This window comes from Pseudomonas sp. MC6 (assembly GCF_054790575.1).
In genome coordinates this window covers 842,210-861,905 of the sequence record NZ_CP186504.1, presented here as the reverse complement: position 1 = coordinate 861,905, position 19,696 = coordinate 842,210, and the positions used below count along the sequence as shown (strand labels likewise).

Below are 19,696 nucleotides of genomic sequence, written 5' to 3'. Positions count from 1 at the left end.
CGGAGTAAGCCATGATTCTGCACACTCAGCTCAATCCCCGTTCAGCGGAGTTCGCTGCCAACAGCGCGGCGATGCTCAAACAGGTCGACGCCCTGCACACGCTGCTCGCCCAAGTGGCGCAGGGTGGCGGCGCGAAAGCTCAGGAACGTCACACCTCGCGCGGCAAATTGCTGCCGCGTGAGCGCATCAATCGCTTGCTCGATCCGGGCTCGCCGTTTCTCGAAATCAGCCAACTTGCCGCCCACGCCGTATATGGCGAAGACGTGCCGGCTGCCGGTGTGATTGCCGGGATCGGTCGGGTAGAAGGCGTCGAATGCATGATCGTCGCCAACGATGCGACGGTTAAGGGTGGTTCGTATTATCCGCTGACCGTGAAGAAACACCTGCGCGCACAAACCATCGCTCAGCAGAATCGTCTGCCATGTATTTATCTGGTGGACTCCGGCGGCGCCAACCTGCCGCGTCAGGACGAAGTGTTTCCGGATCGCGAGCATTTCGGGCGGATCTTCTTCAACCAGGCCAACATGAGCGCAATGGGCATTCCGCAGATTGCCGTGGTCATGGGCTCTTGCACTGCGGGTGGTGCTTATGTGCCGGCGATGGCCGACGAAGCAATCATGGTGCGCAATCAGGCGACGATTTTCCTCGCCGGCCCGCCGCTGGTGAAAGCTGCGACCGGCGAAGTGGTCAGCGCCGAAGATCTGGGCGGCGCCGATGTGCACTGCAAGATTTCCGGGGTCGCCGACCATTACGCCGAGAGCGACGAACATGCCCTCGCCCTCGCCCGCCGCAGCGTCGCCAACCTCAACTGGCGCAAGCTCGGTGAAGTGCAGCAACGTACGCCGATTGCGCCGCTGTACGCCGCTGACGAGTTATATGGCGTGGTTTCCGCCGATGCCAAGCAGCCGTTCGATGTGCGCGAAGTGATTGCGCGACTGGTCGACGGTTCGGTGTTCGATGAATTCAAGGCTTTGTTCGGCACCACGCTGGTGTGTGGCTTTGCGCATCTGCACGGTTACCCGATCGCGATTCTGGCGAACAACGGCATTCTCTTCGCCGAAGCCGCACAGAAAGGTGCGCACTTTATCGAACTGGCCTGCCAGCGCGGTATTCCGCTGCTGTTTTTGCAGAACATCACCGGTTTCATGGTCGGCCAGAAATACGAGGCCGGCGGTATCGCAAAACATGGCGCCAAACTGGTAACCGCCGTGGCTTGCGCGAAAGTGCCGAAATTCACCGTGATCATCGGCGGCAGCTTTGGTGCCGGGAACTACGGCATGTGCGGGCGCGCATACGATCCGCGTTTCCTGTGGATGTGGCCAAACGCGCGAATCGGCGTGATGGGTGCCGAACAGGCGGCGGGCGTGTTGGTGCAGGTCAAGCGTGAACAGGCTGAACGCAGTGGCCAAAACTTCAGTGCCGAGCAAGAAACAGAGATCAAACAACCGATCCTCGACCAGTACGAAGAGCAGGGTCACCCCTACTATTCCAGCGCTCGGCTGTGGGACGACGGCGTCATCGACCCGGCGCAGACCCGCGATGTGCTGGCCCTGGCCTTGTCCGCGTCGCTGAACGCGCCAATCGAACCGAGCCGCTTCGGCGTGTTCCGGATGTGATCGGGAGAATCTCATGAGTGATTTCAACACCCTCGAACTGCAAAACGACCCACGGGGTTTCGCGACGCTGTGGCTCAACCGCGCGGAAAAGAACAACGCGTTCAACGCCGAGATGATCCGCGAGCTGATCCTCGCACTCGACAAGGTCGCCAGTGATGCCAGCCTGCGTTTCCTGCTGGTGCGTGGCCGTGGCAAGCACTTCAGTGCCGGCGCCGATCTGGCGTGGATGCAGCAATCGGCCGAACTCGATTACCACACCAACCTCGACGACGCCCGCGAACTCGCGGAGCTGATGTACAACCTCGCCAAACTGAAAATCCCGACCGTGGCCGTCGTTCAAGGCGCAGCATTCGGTGGCGCGCTGGGGTTGATCAGTTGCTGCGACATGGCGATTGGCGCCGATGATGCGCAATTCTGCCTGTCGGAAGTGCGAATTGGTCTGGCGCCGGCAGTCATCAGTCCGTTTGTGGTGCAAGCGATTGGCGAGCGCGCTGCGCGGCGTTATGCGCTGACCGCCGAACGTTTTGGCGGTCAGCGTGCGCGGGAAATCGGTTTGTTGTCCGACAGCTATCCGGCCGCTGAACTGGATCAGCAAGTCGAACAGTGGACCAACAACCTGCTGCTCAACAGCCCCGCCGCGATGCGCGCCAGCAAGGATTTGCTGCGTGAAGTCGGCAACGGCGCGCTGACCCCGGCGCTGCGCCGCTACACCGAGAACGCCATCGCCCGCATCCGCGTCAGCCCGGAAGGCCAGGAAGGTCTGCGCGCTTTTCTGCAAAAACGTCCGCCGAGCTGGCAAGCCGCAACCACCACCAAGGAGCCGCGTTGATGAGCGCACCTGTTATCACCACTCTGCTGGTGGCCAACCGTGGCGAAATTGCTTGCCGCGTAATGCGCACCGCCAAAGCGCTGGGCCTGACCACGGTCGCCGTGCACAGCGCCACCGACCGTGAAGCGCGGCACAGCCGTGAAGCGGACGTTCGCGTCGATCTCGGTGGTAGCAAAGCGGCCGACAGTTATCTGCAAATCGACAAACTGATCGCGGCGGCCAAGGCCAGTGGCGCGCAGGCGATTCATCCGGGTTACGGGTTTCTCTCGGAAAATGCCGGATTCGCTCGCGCCATTGAAGCGGCCGGTTTGATTTTCCTCGGCCCGCCGGCCTCGGCCATTGATGCGATGGGCAGCAAGTCCGCCGCCAAAGCGCTGATGGAAACTGCCGGCGTGCCACTGGTGCCGGGTTATCACGGCGAAGCCCAGGATCTCGAGACCTTCCGCGATGCCTGCGAACGCATCGGTTATCCGGTGCTGCTCAAAGCCACGGCCGGCGGTGGCGGCAAGGGCATGAAAGTCGTCGAGGACGTCAGCCAATTGGCCGAAGCCCTCGCCTCGGCCCAGCGTGAAGCGCAGTCGTCGTTTGGCGATTCGCGGATGCTGGTGGAAAAATATCTGCTGAAACCGCGTCATGTGGAAATTCAGGTGTTCGCCGATCAGCATGGCAACTGCTTGTATCTGAATGAGCGTGACTGCTCGATTCAGCGCCGTCACCAGAAAGTCGTCGAAGAAGCGCCGGCACCGGGCCTGTCCCCGGAACTGCGTCGGGCGATGGGCGAAGCGGCGGTGCGTTCGGCGCAGGCAATCGGTTATGTCGGCGCCGGTACGGTGGAGTTTTTGCTGGATGCGCGGGGCGAATTCTTCTTTATGGAGATGAACACGCGCCTGCAGGTGGAGCACCCGGTGACCGAGGCCATCACCGGCCTGGATCTGGTTGCTTGGCAAATCCGCGTTGCCCGCGGTGAAGCGTTGCCGATCACTCAGGAACAGGTGCCGCTTAACGGCCATGCAATTGAAGTGCGCTTGTATGCCGAAGATCCTTCAAATGACTTTCTGCCGGCAACCGGACGTTTGGATTTGTATCGCGAGTCCGATGAAGGGCCCGGGCGTCGAGTCGATAGCGGGGTTGAGGAAGGCGATGAGATTTCGCCGTTCTACGACCCGATGCTCGGCAAGCTGATTGCCTGGGGCGAGGATCGCGAACAGGCCCGGTTGCGCTTGTTGAGCATGCTCGACGAGTTTGCGATTGGCGGATTGAAAACCAACATCAACTTCTTGCGGCGGATCATCGCGCACCCGGCGTTTGCGGCAGCGGAACTGGATACCGGGTTTATTCCGCGTTATCAGGAGCAATTGCTGCCTGCTCCGGGCACGTTGAGCGATGCGTTCTGGAACGCGGCGGCGCAGGCCGTGGCGCAGAGTCTGGCGCAATTGGCGCGTCAGGATGATCCTGCTTCACCATGGTCTGTCAACACCGGACTGCGTGCGGGTCTGCCACGAGAAATCACCCTGCATTTGAGCTGCGAGGGGCAGGATCGAGCGCTGACGCTGAGTACCGATGATCAGACCAGACTGTCCGGCGAAGCACTCATCGTCGAACACGACGGCGTTCGTCGTACGTTACGTGCCATCCGCCAGGGCGATTCTCTGTACCTGCAATGGGAAGGCGAGTTGCGGCGCATCGAAACGTACGACCCGATCAGCGCCGTCGAAGCCAGTCACAGCCATGAGGGCGGACTGACCGCGCCAATGAACGGCAGCATTGTCCGTGTGCTGGTCGAGGCTGGGCAATCGGTCGAGGCCGGTGCACAACTGGTGGTGCTGGAAGCAATGAAGATGGAACACAGCATCCGTGCGCCGCATGCCGGGGTGATCAAAGCGCTGTATTGCCAGGAAGGCGAAATGGTCGGCGAAGGCAGCGCTTTGGTTGAACTGGAAGCAGTGTGAACGGGAGATCGATCCTACGCCAGGCGAGGATCGATCTGACTAGTAACGCGCCGTTGCCTGAACCACAACACCGATGATTCGACACTCATCGGTCAGTAGGGCTTTCGGCCAGGTCGGATTGAGCGGCACCAGGTAACGCTGGCCGCCCTCTTCGTCGAGTTTGCGAAAAATCGCCTCAGCGCTGTCGGGCCACTGGGCGATCACCAGTTTGCCGGGCACCGCTTCGGCCGCCGGGTCGACCAGAATCAGCATGCCTTCGGCGATGCTCTGGCCACTGGGAGCGGTCATCGAATCGCCCGTCACCGTCAGCCAGAACGCCGGGCCTCGCGCGTGGTAATCCGTCAGTTCGAAACGCTGCTTGCCTGATGCCTTCGTGTAGGACGCCGGATCGCTTTCGCGAACCTCGCAGGTCGTTTGCCAATCGCTGACCGGGTAACGGAAGTACGGGTTGTACTTCTGCGCCAGCGGCATGTCGTCGTCAGGTGTTATTTGCGGTTCCCGGATCACCAACACCACTTCAAGGAAATCCATGCCCAGCGCCTGCAGCACGCGGTTCATTTCAGTGATGCCGGGTTCGCGACGCTTGTTCAGCCAATGGCCGATCCCGCCCTGGGACATGCCGACGCGCTCTCCGAGCTCTGTTTGAGTGATTTTGAGCTCACTCATCTTGGCCTTGACCAACTCAATCCATTTATCCATGTGCAGCACCTTACGTCGACGCCTTCGGCCAGCAAAACACATATTGTAGTATTTAAATTCTGGTCACAACTACACAGAGTACTATTCTGAAAGCACGGATTTTCAATCGCCCAAGGAGTGCTTCTTCATCATGAATATCAGCAGCAAAGACTTGCCCGACCTGCAAATGGACACCAACTTCACCTCTCCCCAGGGCAATGCGGCAGCGCAGCGAGCTCTGGACTATTACTTGAAACCAGCTGTGTCAGAACCGGAGGTCGACGAGCGTTTTTTCGATGTCAGGCGCCATCTCAGTGGCGAAGAAGCTCTGGTGCACGCCTCGGACCTGCTGCGCTGTGCGGCAGCCACTGCGTTCAAGGCAGCCGAAAACCTGCAAGGCGCGAGTCGCGATCTGGCATTTTCAGTGGTGCACATGGTGGATATGGCGCGGGCGATGGTTGACCATTCGCTCGATGGCAATGAAGCCTGAGAGGAACGCGAGCGCGGGCGGGCGGGCGGGAAAGAATTTCCCCATCGCGCAGATAAAAACATTTGACTTGCAAATGATAATGATTATTATTGCATGCAGCTGGTCGCGAGATCAGTCGATGGACCAGAGACCTTAGGTCGGTCTTCTGGACTATCTCCTCATCAGGCTAATCACGGTTTTTGACCCGGCTTTTTGCCGGGTCTTTTTTTGCCCGTTTTTCGGGCTTGTGTCTTCAGGCTAATGAAGTCTTTAAGTGCTGCAAATTCGATGGCGCGGATAATATCAAAAGAATATCGCTTGGCAAGCCGGGCCCCGCCACATTGGGGCAAACTAATGACAATTAGCACTTGAGAATCAATCGCACAGTCTCTAAGCTGCTTGCGCGTCATGGAGGACGCCCCCCGCCACACCCCGCAATTCCCCTCGGTTTCAGCCCTGCCTGCGTGTAAAGTAACGGCCATAAAAATCATATTCAGGAATCGATTATGACCGTGGCCAAATCTTCGTTCGACATCAGCGCCAACTTCGACAGCGGCAACATCCAAGTCATCGACATCAGCAACCCGCTCAATCCGGTCCTGGCCATTCGCCCGGACACCCGCAGCGCCCATTTTCAGTGGTTCCACTTCAAGGCCAGCGGTCTGCATGTTCATCAGGAGCACTGGTTTCGCCTGGTCAACGCGAGTCAATCTTCCTATAACAAAGCCTGGACTGGCTATCAGGCGGTCGCCTCCTACGACCACGTCAACTGGTTCCGCATTCCAACCAGCTTTGAAGGTGACAGCCTGCGCTTTTGCCTCGAAGCCGAGCAAACCCACGCCTGGTTCGCCTACTTCGAACCCTATAGCCGTGGCCGTCACGACTGGCTGATCGACCAGGCCCTGAGCAAGGCCGGCACCGAATTGCTGGCGACCGGCAAGAGTATCGAAGGTCGCGATATTCAGTTGCTGCGTAAAGGCAGCGGCGCCGAAGGCCAGCGCAAAGTCTGGATCATTGCTCAACAGCATCCGGGCGAACACATGGCCGAATGGTTTATGGAAGGCGTGATCGAACGCTTGGAAAGACACGACGATCCTGTGCTGAACAAACTGCTGGCAAGCGCTGATTTGTACCTGGTGCCGAACATGAATCCCGACGGTGCGTTCCATGGACACTTGCGCACCAACGCGATGGGCCAGGACTTGAATCGCGCCTGGCAGAACGCCAGTCAGGACATCAGCCCCGAGGTACTTTTCGTACAACAGCAGATGGAAAAGTATGGCGTCGATCTGTTCCTCGACGTACATGGTGACGAAGAAATCCCTCACGTGTTCACCGCCGGTTGCGAAGGCAATCCGGGTTACACGCCGCGTATCGAAAAGCTCGAAGAGCATTTCCGCAGCCACTTGAAACACACCACCAAAGACTTCCAGACCAAGCACGGCTACACCCGCGACGAACCGGGCCAGGCCAACATGACCCTGGCGTGCAACAGCGTCGGGCAGAAATACGACTGCCTGTCGTTGACTCTGGAGATGCCGTTCAAGGATCACGACGACCATCCCGACAAAGTAACCGGGTGGTCGGGCAAGCGCTCAAAACAGTTGGGCAAAGATGTGCTGACGACCATCGCTGACATGGTCGATACCCTGCGCTGATAACCTCCTCCCTCCCTGAAAAGATCGCAGCTTGTCTGCGATCTTTTGCTTTCTGCCATTCGTACTTTCGCGCAAACAGGTTGCAAAATAAAACCTGAATCAATACCGTGATCGAGGTTTTATTTTGAAACCTAAAAGGATGCGGGATATGAAACCTCTCAAAAGCAGCGCCGTTTTGCTTTTCTCTGTGGCCTGCGGTCTGGCCGTAGGCAATGTGTATTACGCACAGCCATTGCTGGACGCCATGGCCGAGGCGTTTGCGATGTCGCCGGCGACCATCGGCATCGTCATAACCCTGACGCAAATCGGCTACGGCATCGGCCTGGTGTTACTGGTGCCCCTCGGCGATCTGCTCAATCGACGCCGATTGATCGTCACTCAAACCCTGCTGTCGGCAGCGTCCTTGTTGATGATCGCGCTGGCGCCCAGCAGTGTCTGGCTGTTGCTCGGCATGACGTTGACGGGGCTGCTCGCCGTAGTGACGCAGGTGTTGGTGGCTTACGCCGCCACACTGGCGATCCCTACACAACGCGGGCGCGTGGTCGGTGTGGTCACCAGCGGTATCGTCGTCGGCATCTTGCTGGCACGCACGGTCGCCGGCGGCATGGCCGATCTGGCCGGATGGCGAGCGATCTACTTTCTATCAGCCGGGCTGACCCTGGTGATGGCGTTGCTGCTGTTTCGAGTTCTACCCAAGCATGAATCGCCACAACCGGCGACTGGCTACATTGCACTGATCGCCTCGGTTTTCAGTTTGTTCAAAGAAGAACCAGTGCTGCGCCATCGCGCAATCCTTGCCCTGCTGACCTTCGCCAGCGCGATGGTGCTGTGGACGCCGATGGTGTTGCCGCTGGCCGCGCCGCCACTGTCCTTGTCGCACAGTGAAATCGGACTGTTCGGGCTGGCCGGTGCCGCCGGTGCGCTGGCCGCCGCACGGGCCGGGCATCTGGCGGATCGCGGTCTCGGGCAATGGGTCAGCGGTCTTTCGCTGTTGCTGATGCTCGCCTCGTGGCTGCCGATCGCCCTCACTCAATCCTCGCTGTGGGCCTTGCTGCTCGGCGTGATAACCCTCGATCTGGGTTTGCAAGCCGTGCACGTCACCAGCCAGAGCATGATCTACAGCGTGCGTCCCGAAGCGCAAAGCCGTCTCACCGCCGGTTACATGCTGTTCTACTCGATCGGCAGCGCACTCGGCTCCATCGGCTCGACCGCGATTTACGCGTGGGCCGGCTGGATCGGCGTGTGTCTGCTCGGCGCCAGCATCAACGCAGTGGCGCTGGCGTACTGGTGGCTGACCCTGAAAAGCGGCGCACCGGCTCGATGCGCCACGCAAACGGGTTAGCCGCGATCGCGACCGCGCAACATGCTGTCGAGCACCTCGTCGCGGCGAATCCAGCCATGAAACAGCGCCGCCGCCAGATGCAACAGCACCGTCAGGAACAACAGATAGGCCAGATACCCGTGAGCCTTGCGCAGAAACGCGAATAGCTGCGCGTCGGCCGGAACGATCGATGGCAACTGCAACGATGTGCTGAGCATCACCGGTTCACCCGAAGCGCTGATCATCGCCCAGCCCAGCAACGGCAACACCAGCATCAACGCATACAACAGCAGATGCGAAGCCTTGGCCGCCAGCACCTGCCAGCCCGGGAGATCCGCTGGCAACGGTGGCTGGCGCGTGGTCAGCCGCACGAGCAAACGCACAATCACCAGCGCCAGTATCGCGATGCCCAGCGGTTTGTGTAGATGGATCAGCCATTCATGCCGCTCGGAAACCGAGGTGACCATGCCGGCACCGATAAACAGCATGGCAATGATCATCAGTGCCATCAGCCAATGCAGCAGCCGCGCCAACAGGGCGAAATGCGTCGGTTGGGTTCTCATGGACGAGCCTCCTGTTTGGCAGCGGGCAACTGGCTGACTTCGCTGGTGCGACGCAGATAGGAATCGGCGTAACCGGCGGAACGGGCCGCGAGTAACGGGTCGTCGGAGCCTTGAATCCCGGCCGGCAACACCAACGGGTCGTAGTTGATATCACGGCATTCGCCGCTCAGTTGCGGCTGGGTTTTCTCCAGCACCAGCGTGCCGGCGTTCAACACTCTGCGCCCGGCTGGCCAGGTCTTGCTGGCGTCGTTCACCGGATCCTCAGGGTTGGCCAGGGTGATATTCAACTGAAAACGCAGCGGCGCGGACGCCAATCGTTGCACCAGATCCTTCTCGAGAAAATCGCCGCCCTCAGGTGCACTGGCGCCCGCAGCGTCCCTTGCCAACGGCGTCATGCTCCAGCGTACGGCCTGTTTTTTACCGCTGGCGTCGACCAGATAAAACGCATTGACGCTGTTGTAAGTTTCAGTGGCATAACTGGCCGAGGGTTTGGCGGTTTTCACCCAGGTCAGAAACGGCACGGCTTCCGGGTGCGAGGCAAAGAATGCCGGGACCTTGCTCGGATCAGGTTTACCAGTGGCCGGATCCGGCGACTGCGCCTGCTGCAATTGATAAAACGCCTCAGGCGTACCGACCGGGAACACCGGCATGCTGTTCATCCCGGTGCGCCACTGCTGCCCATTGGCCTGGGTGAAACGCAGCGCCAGACTGCGAATCGGCACGCTGCTGTCCGGCGCATAGGGATTGCCCGCGGGCAGCGCAAAGCGCCCGACCACCGGAGTTTGCGGCTCGTTGAACACCTGCGCAGTGGAAAACACCCGCGCCTCACCACTGCTCTCGAAATGCCCGATCACGCACACGCCTTTGGCGTGGTTGCGGCGAAACCCGGGATGCACGCCGTTGTTCTTCTCCAGCACATCGACCAGCGCTTTTGGCGTCAGCCGTTGTGGGTCAAAGCTACCGTGAACGTAGGCAAACGCCCCGGCCACAGCAGCGACTACCACGGCAATGCCGCCCAGACGCAGAATCAGGCTCGCCGCACTCAGTGGCGGGCGCTGCGGCCCGCCGGGCGTTGCCGAATCGGGTGATGAACGATCAACCATGAAAAACTCCAGGGCCATCGGCCACAAGTAGGAAGAATCAGCAAGACGCGCCTCGTCCGGGTTTATTCCACACGACGGTATTTATTTTTCCGAACGTGGAATAACCTCCAACGGCGGGCGTCTCCCTAGTCCACAGCGTAGTGACTAGCAGAATTTCATGAGCGAATTCGACGAACAGTTGAGAGAAATCATTCCCAGATTGCGCCGCTTTGCCGTGTCACTGACACGCAACAGCAGCAGCGCCGACGATCTGGTGCAGGCCAGCCTTGAGCGGGCGCTGTCGAGTTGGGGTGATAAACGCGCCGACGGCGACTTGCGCGCCTGGCTGTTTGCGATCCTCTATCGACAGTTTCTCGACGCCCATCGCCGCTCGCGACGCTATGCGCGCATGCTCGAGTTTTTCACCGGTCGCGACGATGCCGAACCTTCGGTGGAGCGTACCGTCATCGCCCAGTCGACCCTGCAAGCCTTCGACCGTCTGCCCAGCGAACAGCGCGCCCTGCTGCTGATGGTTTCGGTGGAAGGCCTTTCCTATAAAGAGGTCGCCGAGATTCTCGGCGCCCCGATCGGCACCGTGATGTCGCGCCTGTCCCGTGCCCGTCAGGCCTTGCGCCAACTCAGCGACGGCGAAATCAGCAGCCCTTCTTTGCGGATACTCAAATGATCAGCCTGCCTCCCAACGAGCGTGACCTGCACGCCTATGTCGACCACCAGCTCAGCGACGCCGACCGGCGTGTGCTGGAGACCTGGTTGGCCAGTCACCCGGATGAAGCGGCGCAGGTTCGCGCCTGGCAACAGGATGCCCAGCAATTGCGCGCGGCACTAAGCGGCGCGTTGCAGCAACCGGCCAATCCAGCGCTTGATCCGGCGATGATCCGCCAGCGCCGCCAGCGTCAGTCACGTCGTCATCTGGCCAGCGCCGCGGTGTTGCTGATCGCGGTCAGCGTCGGCGGCTTCAGTGGCTGGCAGGTGCGGGAAATGACCCTCGTGCGCTCGACAATGCTGCCGATGACCGACGCCTTGCAGGCTTATCGCTTGATTGCTCAGCAAGGCATGCTGCCAGCGGATTACAAAGTCGACAGCGACGGCGACATGCAACGCTGGCTCGACCGCTATTTCACCCGGGCCAGTCGCTTGCCTGATCTGAAGGCGGCCGGGTATGAACCGGTCAGCGGCCGTCTGCTCAGCACTGACGAAGGTCCGGCGGCGATGGTCATGTATGAAGATGGCAGCGGGCATAAGGTGAGCTTTTACGTACGCCCGCCGGGACCGAAGAACACCTTTTTGCCCCGTGGAAGTCGCAGTGATGGCGACTTGCAGGCCGAATACTGGTCGGGCGGCGGGTACAACTACGCCATGGTCAGCCCGGTCGATACGCCGGCGGCGCAACAGCTCAAGCAATCGCTGCAATTCTGAAAACACCGCTGTTCTATGTAGGAGCTGCGGCACGCTGCGATCTTTTGATCTTGTTCTTAAGGGCAAGATCAAAAGATCGCAGCCTCGTTTCACTCGACAGCTCCTACAAAGGATAGTGTCAGCTCAGAAACCCACGTCGAGCACCACATTGTCCAGATAAGTGCCCGCCGGCGGCGTGGTCTGGTCGGTGTAGATTTTCGCGTTGTAGTTGAAAATCTGGCTGCCCGTGCCCAACCCGTTACCCGGATTGACCTCGGCATCGGTACTCGCCCGCCGTGCCGTGCCGACACTGCCCCAGCGCGTGGTACCGGCGCTTTTGAAAATATCGTAGGCCAGATAATTGCTCCCGGAAATCATCCGTCGCCGCCCGCCGACACTCACCGCGTTCTGCCCGTCGCTCAATCCCACGGTGTAAGCGCTGCCCTTGGTGCAGGCCAGATTGATCGTCTGTCCGGTCACCGGCGTAAAAGCGCTGACCACCGGCGCGCTGCCGAAGGCAATGTTCGGCGCGGTAATCGTGCAGTCGTTGGACACCGTCAGATTCACCGTCAGCGAGGTCGTGCCGTTGGCAATATCGCGCCCGAGGCAGATGGCACCGATGCCGATCCCCGAACAGTAATTCCAGCTCCAGAAAATGCTCAGGGTCTCGGTATACACCCCGGCGGCGACGTTGCTGCCAATGGTTGTACCGAGATAGAGCGGCGCGGTTTTCGGCGTCGTACCGTTGAGCAGGCCCAGAGCATCGATGATGCCGTTGCGCGCAAAGTCATAGGCCGTGCCGCGCGTCAGCGGGTAACTGGTGCTGTTATTGGCGTAGATCGTGTAATTGATGACATCGCCGGTCGGCCCGACCAAACCACTCTGGGTCGATGAAACGGTGCCCCAGAAGTGGTCGTTGCTGGTCAGCAGGGACAGCAACGAACCGGTGCAACTCAAACCGGCATTCAGTGTGGAACTGGGTTGCGAAGTCGTGCGCACGGCGATCGAACTGAGCATACCGAACGCCGCCGGCGTGGTGCTGACTACCGAACACGCAGCCTGCACCGCCGCCGGCAACATCAGCGCCAGCAACAGAAGCAAGCGCGCGCGGATCATTGACACACCAGCGGGCCAATCAACGGCACCTGATCCTGATTCAGATCGACACTGAACTGCGCCTGACAGGTTTTGCCGTCGGCCAGCGTCACTTGCAGCGAGTTCTGCGCCTGCAGGTTTTCCAGATAGACCAGCCCGTCCCAGCCAACCACCGTCCGCGCGCCACTTTGCTCGTGCAGCACGCCCGCGCCCAGTGGCAACTCGCGCTGCTGCGCATCGACCAGAACGATGCTCGCGGCAATCACCCGACTCAGCGGAAACTCCAGCAGATAACCGCTGCCTCGGCGCACGGCAATGCGTTGTTCGACGTTGGGGCTGCGCACGTTGGCCGGCAGATTAAGGGGATCGATTTCATACTTGCCGCGGTAATAAGCGCTGCTCCACGGCACCAGCAAATGCCCGTTCTTGTCGGTCTGGCCGACCTGCTGGTTTTCGTAGCGCACCGGAATGTCGGCAAAGCCATCGGTGCTGACTACCACAAAGGCGTCGTCGATGCGGTTGGCAGCAAACACCTGACGGTCCATCCACACCAGTGAACCACTGGCATCGGCCCAACGGGTTTCGGCGTCGGAAGTGCCGTAGACACCGGCCTGCAACTGGACGGATTGCAGACGCCAGGTGACGTCGGCCTGACGATAATCAGCGCCGTCACCCTTGGCGTAACCCAGATTGAAACCCACGCCGCCCTCGGTCGGCACCGCGCGGCTGTAGTTGACTCGCTGCTGGCTCTGCCCGGTTTTACCGCGATCACTGCTGATCGCCAGGCTGCCGCGCAAATCGAACGGAATCACCAGTTGCGCCTGCACCGCCCAGTTGCTGTCGCCGATCTCACGGTTGGCCGACAAGTAGAAACTGCTGTTGCGCCACAACGGTTTGCTCCAGCTGAGGTTGAGCAGCCGCGTGCGCGAATCGTCCGCCGCGCGCACATCGAAATAACCCGCGCCGAGACTGCCCCATCGTTCGAGGTTAAGGCTCAGGGTCGCTTGCTCGCTGCGCCGGCTAAGACTGATGTACGGGCTGTCGACCACGCTCAGATCGGCGTATTGATCATGACGTTGCAGCCGCTGATAGGAAAAGCTGAAACGCTGGTTGCTGTACTGATAGCCCAGGCTTAATTGCTGACCGCCCTCGCCGTCGAAACGGCTTTGACTCACAGCGCTGTTGAGTACACCGAAGTTACCGAGCTGCCAATTGCCGCCGAGGCCGCCCAGTGTCAGCGAATCGGCCGCTTCGGCATGGCTTTCCAGGGTGAAACTGTCGCTGAAGCCATAGCGCAGGCTGCCGGAGGTGACTCCCGGGCCGTAGTTGAAATCCTTCAAACCATAGTCGCGGCGCAGCGTACCGGCGGCCACGGAAAAATCGCTCAAGCCTTTTTGCAGCAAAGTGCTGGTGACATAGAACGGCACCGTGGTCGAGACCTGCCGACCGAGCGCATCAGTGGTCACTACGACGGCTTCGCCCGCACCGTTGATGAACGGAATATTGGTCAGCGTGTACGGTCCGGGCTGTAAATCTGCGCTGCTGGACTTGTAGCCATTGATAAACAGATCCACCGAGGACGGCACCGCCGCTTCACCGGCAAATTGCGGTAATGGATAGGTCACCAGATCCGGGCGTACGGCAAAGTCCCGAGAAAACTGCACGCCGCCCAGACGCACCGAACTGCTCCACGGCAAAGCACCGCTGATGACGTCACCGGCCTCGTAGGTGAGCATTCGCTCGTCGTCGGAGTAACGCCAGGTGGTGTCGTATCGCAAGTAGCCGTTGTCCAGCGTGTTGAGTGAATCACTGGACAAGGTTTGCCGGTATTGCCCGGTGTTGGACAGCGTGCCCCAACTGTCGAACAGCCGCACTTCGTTCCACGCCGCCAGATAAGTGCCGGCATCGTCGGTGTCATTGAGGTACAGGTCATAGTTGAACAGCGCGCCGAAACTGCTCAGCGCCGGGGTGCGCGGGTAAGCCTGACGATTGCCGATGAATTGTTTCGGCAGCCAGTCCGGCGGCACGTCCAGCAGCAAGCGTTGACCAACACTGTCGTAGTCACTGTGCAGCCCCGCCAGACTGTCGAGATCGACCTCGGCGCCGAGGCTGTCAGGCAGTTTCATGCCGGTTTCGCGCAACGCCGTCGCTGGCAAAAACAAGCGCCCGTCGCGCTGCTGCACCGCCACTACGCGCCCGGTATTCATCTGGTTGACCACCAGTTCCAGAAACAACTGTGCATCACTCACGGCCTCCATGCCGCTGGGTGGCGGCGGCAGATCACCGGCCCCGGATGGTTGAATGAACATCAGGCAACACGCGCCGGTGATGAGCCACAACGGACGCTGAATACGGCGAACCCGTCCTGGGTTCATACGCGTTTTACGTCCGTCAATGGACTGAATCCTCCTGATACCGCTTGCGTCGACGCCAGATGCCCGCGCTACGACTCACTCACTTGGCGGGCGTGATGCTCTGCACCTGTGCCGCGCCATTTACTCGTACCTGCAACGCCGAATCACCGGCCAACGGCCCCGGTGCCGGCCAGCGCATCACCGCGCCGGGCAGCACATAACCCAACAACCCTTCGGCCAATGGCTTGCTCTGCCCGGCCTGCTTGATCGCCACGTCGGTCAACCGCGCATGCACCGCGCCCTGATTGCGCACTTCGACATAAGGCTTGCCATCCACTGCCACCGTGCGCCAGCTCAACTGCGGCAGGCCAACGCCCTTGGGATCACGCGCACGGCTGCTGTCCTCTTTGCTCCATAACCCGGCGCCATAGGCAAACAGCGGCACCGAATAACGCATCTGGAAGCGGATCGCTGCGGCGGTTTTGCCGCCGTCAGCGGTCGCGGGTTGTGCGGAAGGAATTTCGTCGATGATGATCCGGTAGGCCAGTTCCTGGCCCGGCGGTACGTCCTTGGTGCGGGTCAGACGCACCAGTTGTTTCTGTCCCGGTTCGATTTTCGCCACCGGTGGGCTGCCGATCACGTCGCGCTGGTTCTGGTATTGCTCGGCGAAACCACTCTGGCTCCAGCCGAACACGCGGATCTGCAGATTGGCGGTTTCGCTGCCGCGGTTTTCCAGCCACAGCGCACTGGCCTGTTGATCAGCCTCCAGCACCGGATCGATCGGCCAGATCAGCACCGAACTCGCCGCGTGTGCCTGGCTTGCCCCAAGCATGACCATCGTCCACATCACACAGCGCACGAAAGAATGCCGTGACCTAACTGCCCCCATAAAACTGCTCCTTGTCGGCCATTCAACTTCGCCTTACCACGACAGTTGCACCTGCAACACGTCGCTGTACGTCCCCCCAGGCTGATTGCCCGGCAATTGCACCTGACCGTAAATCGGCAGGCTGATGTTGTTCGCATCGCTGTAAGCCACCGCCACACTCTGGCCAATGCCCAGGCTCTGGCTGTAAGCCGCATCACGAAACAGTGCATACGCTACCCGCGCGCTGCCGCTGTTGACCTGCATGTGCCGGCCGCTGCTGTTGTACTGGCCACCATCGACGCTCATACTCAGCGTTACGCCCGGCGTGCATTGCAATTGCACTCCACCGGTCAGCGCGACCTGCACGGTACCGGTGGCCAGCGCCGAACGTGAACCGAAGTTCAGCCCGCCATAATTCGACACCCCGCCCACCACCAGACACCCGGCAGTGACCGTGGCGCTGACCTGAAAGCTCTGGCTCGTCGCTGCGGTCAGCGGCAGCGGCGCACTGCCGGCACAGAGCAGGAGCAGCGCGGCACAGCCATGGCGGCGCATGGCATCAGAACGTCAGTTCAACAGCGACGGTGTCGGTGTAAGTCCCCGCCGGCAAACCGGCCTTGCCCACCGCCTGACCGTAGAGGTTCACCGTCTGCGCGACACCGGTGCTGGCGGCGAGATTGATCGTCCCGTCGATCGCCAGCAGTTGCGAGTGCCCGGCATCGGTGTACAAGTCGTACGGCACGTAATTGGCGACACCGTCGTACAACGCTCGCGTGCCGCCCGGCGACATGCCGTCATGGGAACCGGCGCGCACCTTGACCGTCGGCGTGGTGCCACTGGAACAGAGAATCGACAGTGCCCCGCCGCCACCGCCCAGCACTTGCCCGGTGGCCGTGGTGAACAGGCTGTTGGCGGTGCCGAAGTTCAACGCACCGAAGTTCAGCCCGGTGGAACCGCCAGCGCCGTTGACCTGACAACTGCTGATCAGAATCAGGCTGGAGGTGATCTGGCCAGTGACCGTGGTGGCGGCGTTGGCACTGGAAACCAGCGCCAGGCCAAGCAACGACAAACCTATCCTTGATGCAAACGTATGCATGGTGTCCGTCCTCTACGGGTTTACCAGTCGAGCGTCACCGTCAGGGTGTCGGTATAGACCCCTGCCGACACCGCGCGGGTATTCGCCACCACCGAGCCGAATACCGGAATGGGTATCTGCGCAGCGCTGGTGACAGCGAAATTGTGTTGCTGGCCGATGCTGTAGCTCCGAGCGCCGGAGGGATCGACAAACAGCTGATAGGGAATGGTCTGGCGGCCGTTGCTCAGGCGCCGGGTGTTGCCGTCACCGTGGGCGCCGCCGTCAATGGTGACGGTGAAGCCGGTGACCGAAGGGTTGCAGGCGACATTGAGTTTGCCGCTGCTGTCGCCATCCAGACTGGCCTTGATCGGCGCGTTCCAGGTGGGTCCCTGAAGGCCAAAATCGAGGGTGCCGAGGGCGCTGACCGGGCTGTCGGGGGTGCTGGTGTTGGTGACTTCGCAGCCTGCAATCAGGATCAGCCGCGCGTTGATCTGCCCACTGACCGCCGCTTGCGCCTCGTCTGCGAGCAATGCCAGCGTACCTGCCGCCACTACCATCCAGTGTTTGCCTGTCATTGCGCCCGTCCCTGCTCCTTCGCGTTGACTTGATCTCCGCGCTCATCATCGAACGCCTTCCTTGCACACCCGTGTCCATCGGCTGCCTTGAAACCACGATCACCAGGTGACCGTCACCTTGACCAGATCCGAATATCGGCTGACTCGCGGCACCTCAGCCAATCGCTCGATGCGCGCGTACAGCGGTAATTCCACCGTGCCGCTGTCCGGCACCCGCCCGCTGACCGGCACATCCACCACCAGCGGCACCCGGCGCGCCGCGTCCTGATACAAGCGATACGGAATCGGTTTGCTGCCGACCGAACCGGTCATGTAGCGGACTTCACCGACACCGCCATGCAAACCGCCATCAACACGCATCTGGTACGGCGTGTCGGGGTTGCACTCCAGCCGTGGCAGGCGCTGATTGGTCAACGCGGCAGCCAACGGCCCGGCGGGATCATCGAGGCGTGCGGTGCTGCCAAAGTCGAGCACACCCAGTTGCTCAATGCCGGCGCCACGCTGCTGGCCGATCAACTGGCAGCCGCGTTGCACATCGACGCGCACTTCGACTTGAAGATCTGCCGCATGAACAGGTGCAAAGAGTGCTCCCAGCAGGCCCATGACCACATGTACATTCACTGCGCCGTTCCTTGTCAGTGATCACTTACGACGTCGTTTCTGTGATTGAGGTTAGCAACGGTCGACGATTCCGCCAGTCGATTGGATCCAGGGATCGCCCGGGATATGTTTCGAAAGGTTGGCAAGTGGTCGGGCCAAGTCGCTAAAAATAGCTGTACGTGCCGTACGATTTTGTCCAATAACCGCCCACTGTCGAATCGTCACGGTGGCTGGCCAGGTCGGCGTCTGGTTACACTACTTCGCCGCGCTCCCGGGAGCCGGTCTTGACGAACACGGAGACCCCCACAGTGCCTGCCCACCTGCCGAAACGATCGCGACTGATCCAGCGCTGGCCGGCGTTGCGCCATTGGTTGGGCAAGGGTTTGCCGGCCAGGGTCGGGCATGACGCCAGCGCCCAGTCGATCCATGATTACTTCCGGCACAAGGCCAGCAGTCAGGGTTACACCCTCAGCCATAGCCAGCAGCGCGTCATCGATTGCATGGCGCAGCAGGCCAGCCTGTTGTTTGGCGCAAGCGGCCGAACAGCGCCGAGTCTGTATCTGTTCGGCGCCGTAGGGCGCGGCAAGAGCTGGTTGCTCGATGGTTTCTTTCAGGCCTTGCCGATCACCCAGAAGAGGCGTGTGCATTTCCACCAGTTCTTCGCGCAATTGCATCAAGGCATGTTCAACCATCGGGAGCAGGACGATGCCCTCGAAGTGACCCTCGACGAACTGCTGGAGGATTGTCGGGTGCTGTGTTTCGACGAGTTTCATGTGCATGACATCGGCGATGCCATGCTCATCACCCGGCTGTTCAAGGCATTGTTCAAGCGGCGGATTCTGCTGCTGGTGACCTCCAACTATGCGCCGGAAGGCCTGCTGCCCAATCCGCTCTATCACGCCCGTTTCAAACCGGTGATCGAGCTGATCAATACGCACATGCAGGTGATGGAAGTCGGCGGTCCACACGATTACCGCAGTCACACGCGACACTCTGCGCATCAGGTATTCACTCAGGGGCATTACGTGTGGCCGGCCACGCCAGCGCAACGCGCCGCTCTGGATCTGCCACCTGCGGATGCGCCAGCCGTTGCGCTAACCGTCGGCACCCGGCAGATTCGGGCTCGCTGGTGTAAAGAGCGAAGTGTCGGTTTTACCTTCAACGATCTGTGTGAACAGCCGACGGCGGTCATGGATTATCTGGAGCTGTGTCGACGTTTCGACCGCTGGATCATTGATGATCTCCCGGAACTGGGAAAATGCCCGATCGCCGCACAACAACGCTTCATCAACCTGATCGACGTGCTGTATGACCAAGACAAGCACCTGACGTTGCTGGGTCGACTGCCCTTGCGCGAAAGCCTCGACGGCCACGCCATTGACCTGGCGCGCACGCGCAGTCGGTTGGGGCAGTTGCAGGAGATGCACAACGACGACTGAGCACACTGACCCTGTGGGAGCGAGCTTGCAGCATTCCGCTCAAGCCCGGAACCCGCTTTGCCGTTATCATGTCGCCCATTCCCAGCGCCCCCGCGTCGCTCCACTGATC

General features: G+C 60.6%; 20 protein-coding genes. 9 read left to right on the top strand and 11 right to left on the bottom strand.

What is annotated here, in order from left to right; all coding sequences use genetic code 11:
- Window positions 1–11: 11 nt before the first annotated feature.
- Genes ACOYXE_RS04010 through ACOYXE_RS04000 form a run of 3 tightly spaced genes read left to right on the top strand, consistent with a single transcriptional unit; the run spans window position 12 to window position 4,394 of the window.
- Window positions 12–1,616: a carboxyl transferase domain-containing protein gene (locus ACOYXE_RS04010; protein WP_160058656.1), complete on the top strand. Its 1,605-nt coding sequence runs from the start codon at window positions 12–14 to the stop codon at window positions 1,614–1,616.
- 13 nt (window positions 1,617–1,629) lie between these two features.
- Entirely contained in the window at window positions 1,630–2,445 is an 816-nt protein-coding gene (locus ACOYXE_RS04005; RefSeq protein WP_160058657.1) for a gamma-carboxygeranoyl-CoA hydratase, read from the top strand.
- A complete protein-coding gene (locus ACOYXE_RS04000; RefSeq protein WP_160058658.1) occupies window positions 2,445–4,394 on the top strand; it encodes an acetyl/propionyl/methylcrotonyl-CoA carboxylase subunit alpha in 1,950 nt (649 codons plus the stop codon). Before ACOYXE_RS04005 ends, ACOYXE_RS04000 begins: the two co-directional genes overlap by 1 nt.
- A 39-nt stretch (window positions 4,395–4,433) precedes the next feature.
- On the opposite strand, the gene ACOYXE_RS03995 is transcribed toward ACOYXE_RS04000, so the two are convergent.
- Window positions 4,434–5,093, bottom strand: coding sequence for a LexA family protein (locus ACOYXE_RS03995; protein WP_160058659.1), 660 nt, complete (start codon window positions 5,091–5,093; stop codon window positions 4,434–4,436).
- Window positions 5,094–5,223: 130 nt separating this feature from the next.
- On the opposite strand from ACOYXE_RS03995, the gene ACOYXE_RS03990 reads away from it, so the two are divergent.
- Window positions 5,224–5,562, top strand: a complete 339-nt coding sequence (locus tag ACOYXE_RS03990) for a DUF6124 family protein (protein WP_160058660.1) — start codon at window positions 5,224–5,226, stop codon at window positions 5,560–5,562.
- A gap of 170 nt (window positions 5,563–5,732) precedes the next feature.
- On the opposite strand, the gene ACOYXE_RS03985 is transcribed toward ACOYXE_RS03990, so the two are convergent.
- Complete coding sequence (locus ACOYXE_RS03985; protein ID WP_160058661.1) at window positions 5,733–5,951, bottom strand: hypothetical protein; 219 nt, start codon at window positions 5,949–5,951, stop codon at window positions 5,733–5,735.
- Between the two features lie 96 nt (window positions 5,952–6,047).
- Between ACOYXE_RS03985 and ACOYXE_RS03980 the strand changes: the two genes are divergently transcribed.
- Together ACOYXE_RS03980 and ACOYXE_RS03975 are read left to right on the top strand one after the other, a co-directional pair.
- Complete coding sequence (locus tag ACOYXE_RS03980) at window positions 6,048–7,199, top strand: M14 family metallopeptidase (protein ID WP_160058662.1); 1,152 nt, start codon at window positions 6,048–6,050, stop codon at window positions 7,197–7,199.
- A gap of 148 nt (window positions 7,200–7,347) precedes the next feature.
- Window positions 7,348–8,541: an MFS transporter gene (locus ACOYXE_RS03975; protein WP_160058663.1), complete on the top strand. Its 1,194-nt coding sequence runs from the start codon at window positions 7,348–7,350 to the stop codon at window positions 8,539–8,541.
- Here ACOYXE_RS03975 and ACOYXE_RS03970 read toward each other — a convergent pair.
- Both ACOYXE_RS03970 and ACOYXE_RS03965 read right to left on the bottom strand, forming a co-directional pair.
- Entirely contained in the window at window positions 8,538–9,083 is a 546-nt protein-coding gene (locus tag ACOYXE_RS03970; RefSeq protein WP_160058664.1) for a cytochrome b, read from the bottom strand. The two genes, ACOYXE_RS03975 and ACOYXE_RS03970, sit on opposite strands and share 4 nt — an antisense overlap.
- The gene (locus tag ACOYXE_RS03965) at window positions 9,080–10,186 is read right to left on the bottom strand and encodes a catalase family peroxidase (RefSeq protein WP_160058665.1); all 1,107 of its coding nucleotides are present in this window, start codon (window positions 10,184–10,186) and stop codon (window positions 9,080–9,082) included. Before ACOYXE_RS03965 ends, ACOYXE_RS03970 begins: the two co-directional genes overlap by 4 nt.
- Window positions 10,187–10,343: 157 nt before the next feature.
- On the opposite strand from ACOYXE_RS03965, the gene ACOYXE_RS03960 reads away from it, so the two are divergent.
- Together ACOYXE_RS03960 and ACOYXE_RS03955 are read left to right on the top strand one after the other, a co-directional pair.
- Entirely contained in the window at window positions 10,344–10,850 is a 507-nt protein-coding gene (locus ACOYXE_RS03960; protein WP_038362727.1) for a sigma-70 family RNA polymerase sigma factor, read from the top strand.
- Window positions 10,847–11,602, top strand: coding sequence for an anti-sigma factor family protein (locus ACOYXE_RS03955; protein ID WP_160058666.1), 756 nt, complete (start codon window positions 10,847–10,849; stop codon window positions 11,600–11,602). The genes ACOYXE_RS03960 and ACOYXE_RS03955 overlap by 4 nt, the downstream gene beginning before the upstream one ends.
- Before the next feature lie 123 nt (window positions 11,603–11,725).
- Here ACOYXE_RS03955 and ACOYXE_RS03950 read toward each other — a convergent pair whose 3' ends face one another.
- The 7 genes from ACOYXE_RS03950 to ACOYXE_RS03920 all read right to left on the bottom strand — a co-directional run bounded on the left by ACOYXE_RS03950 (window position 11,726) and on the right by ACOYXE_RS03920 (window position 18,151).
- Complete coding sequence (locus ACOYXE_RS03950; RefSeq protein WP_460927818.1) at window positions 11,726–12,697, bottom strand: Csu type fimbrial protein; 972 nt, start codon at window positions 12,695–12,697, stop codon at window positions 11,726–11,728.
- Complete coding sequence (locus tag ACOYXE_RS03945; protein WP_460927816.1) at window positions 12,694–15,051, bottom strand: fimbria/pilus outer membrane usher protein; 2,358 nt, start codon at window positions 15,049–15,051, stop codon at window positions 12,694–12,696. The genes ACOYXE_RS03950 and ACOYXE_RS03945 overlap by 4 nt, the downstream gene beginning before the upstream one ends.
- Before the next feature lie 79 nt (window positions 15,052–15,130).
- Window positions 15,131–15,919, bottom strand: coding sequence for a fimbrial biogenesis chaperone (locus ACOYXE_RS03940; RefSeq protein WP_160058669.1), 789 nt, complete (start codon window positions 15,917–15,919; stop codon window positions 15,131–15,133).
- 33 nt (window positions 15,920–15,952) lie between these two features.
- Window positions 15,953–16,453: a Csu type fimbrial protein gene (locus tag ACOYXE_RS03935; RefSeq protein ID WP_160058670.1), complete on the bottom strand. Its 501-nt coding sequence runs from the start codon at window positions 16,451–16,453 to the stop codon at window positions 15,953–15,955.
- Window positions 16,454–16,457: 4 nt separating this feature from the next.
- Window positions 16,458–16,994, bottom strand: a complete 537-nt coding sequence (locus ACOYXE_RS03930) for a Csu type fimbrial protein (protein ID WP_160058671.1) — start codon at window positions 16,992–16,994, stop codon at window positions 16,458–16,460.
- Window positions 16,995–17,014: 20 nt separating this feature from the next.
- Complete coding sequence (locus ACOYXE_RS03925; protein WP_160058672.1) at window positions 17,015–17,548, bottom strand: Csu type fimbrial protein; 534 nt, start codon at window positions 17,546–17,548, stop codon at window positions 17,015–17,017.
- A gap of 99 nt (window positions 17,549–17,647) precedes the next feature.
- Window positions 17,648–18,151, bottom strand: coding sequence for a Csu type fimbrial protein (locus ACOYXE_RS03920; protein ID WP_405124202.1), 504 nt, complete (start codon window positions 18,149–18,151; stop codon window positions 17,648–17,650).
- 305 nt (window positions 18,152–18,456) lie between these two features.
- Here ACOYXE_RS03920 and zapE point away from each other — a divergent pair, with 305 nt between their 5' ends.
- Window positions 18,457–19,587 carry a cell division protein ZapE gene (gene zapE, locus ACOYXE_RS03915; protein WP_460927813.1) on the top strand — a complete coding sequence of 377 codons (1,131 nt, stop codon included), beginning with the start codon at window positions 18,457–18,459 and terminating at the stop codon, window positions 19,585–19,587.
- Window positions 19,588–19,696 lie beyond the last annotated feature (109 nt).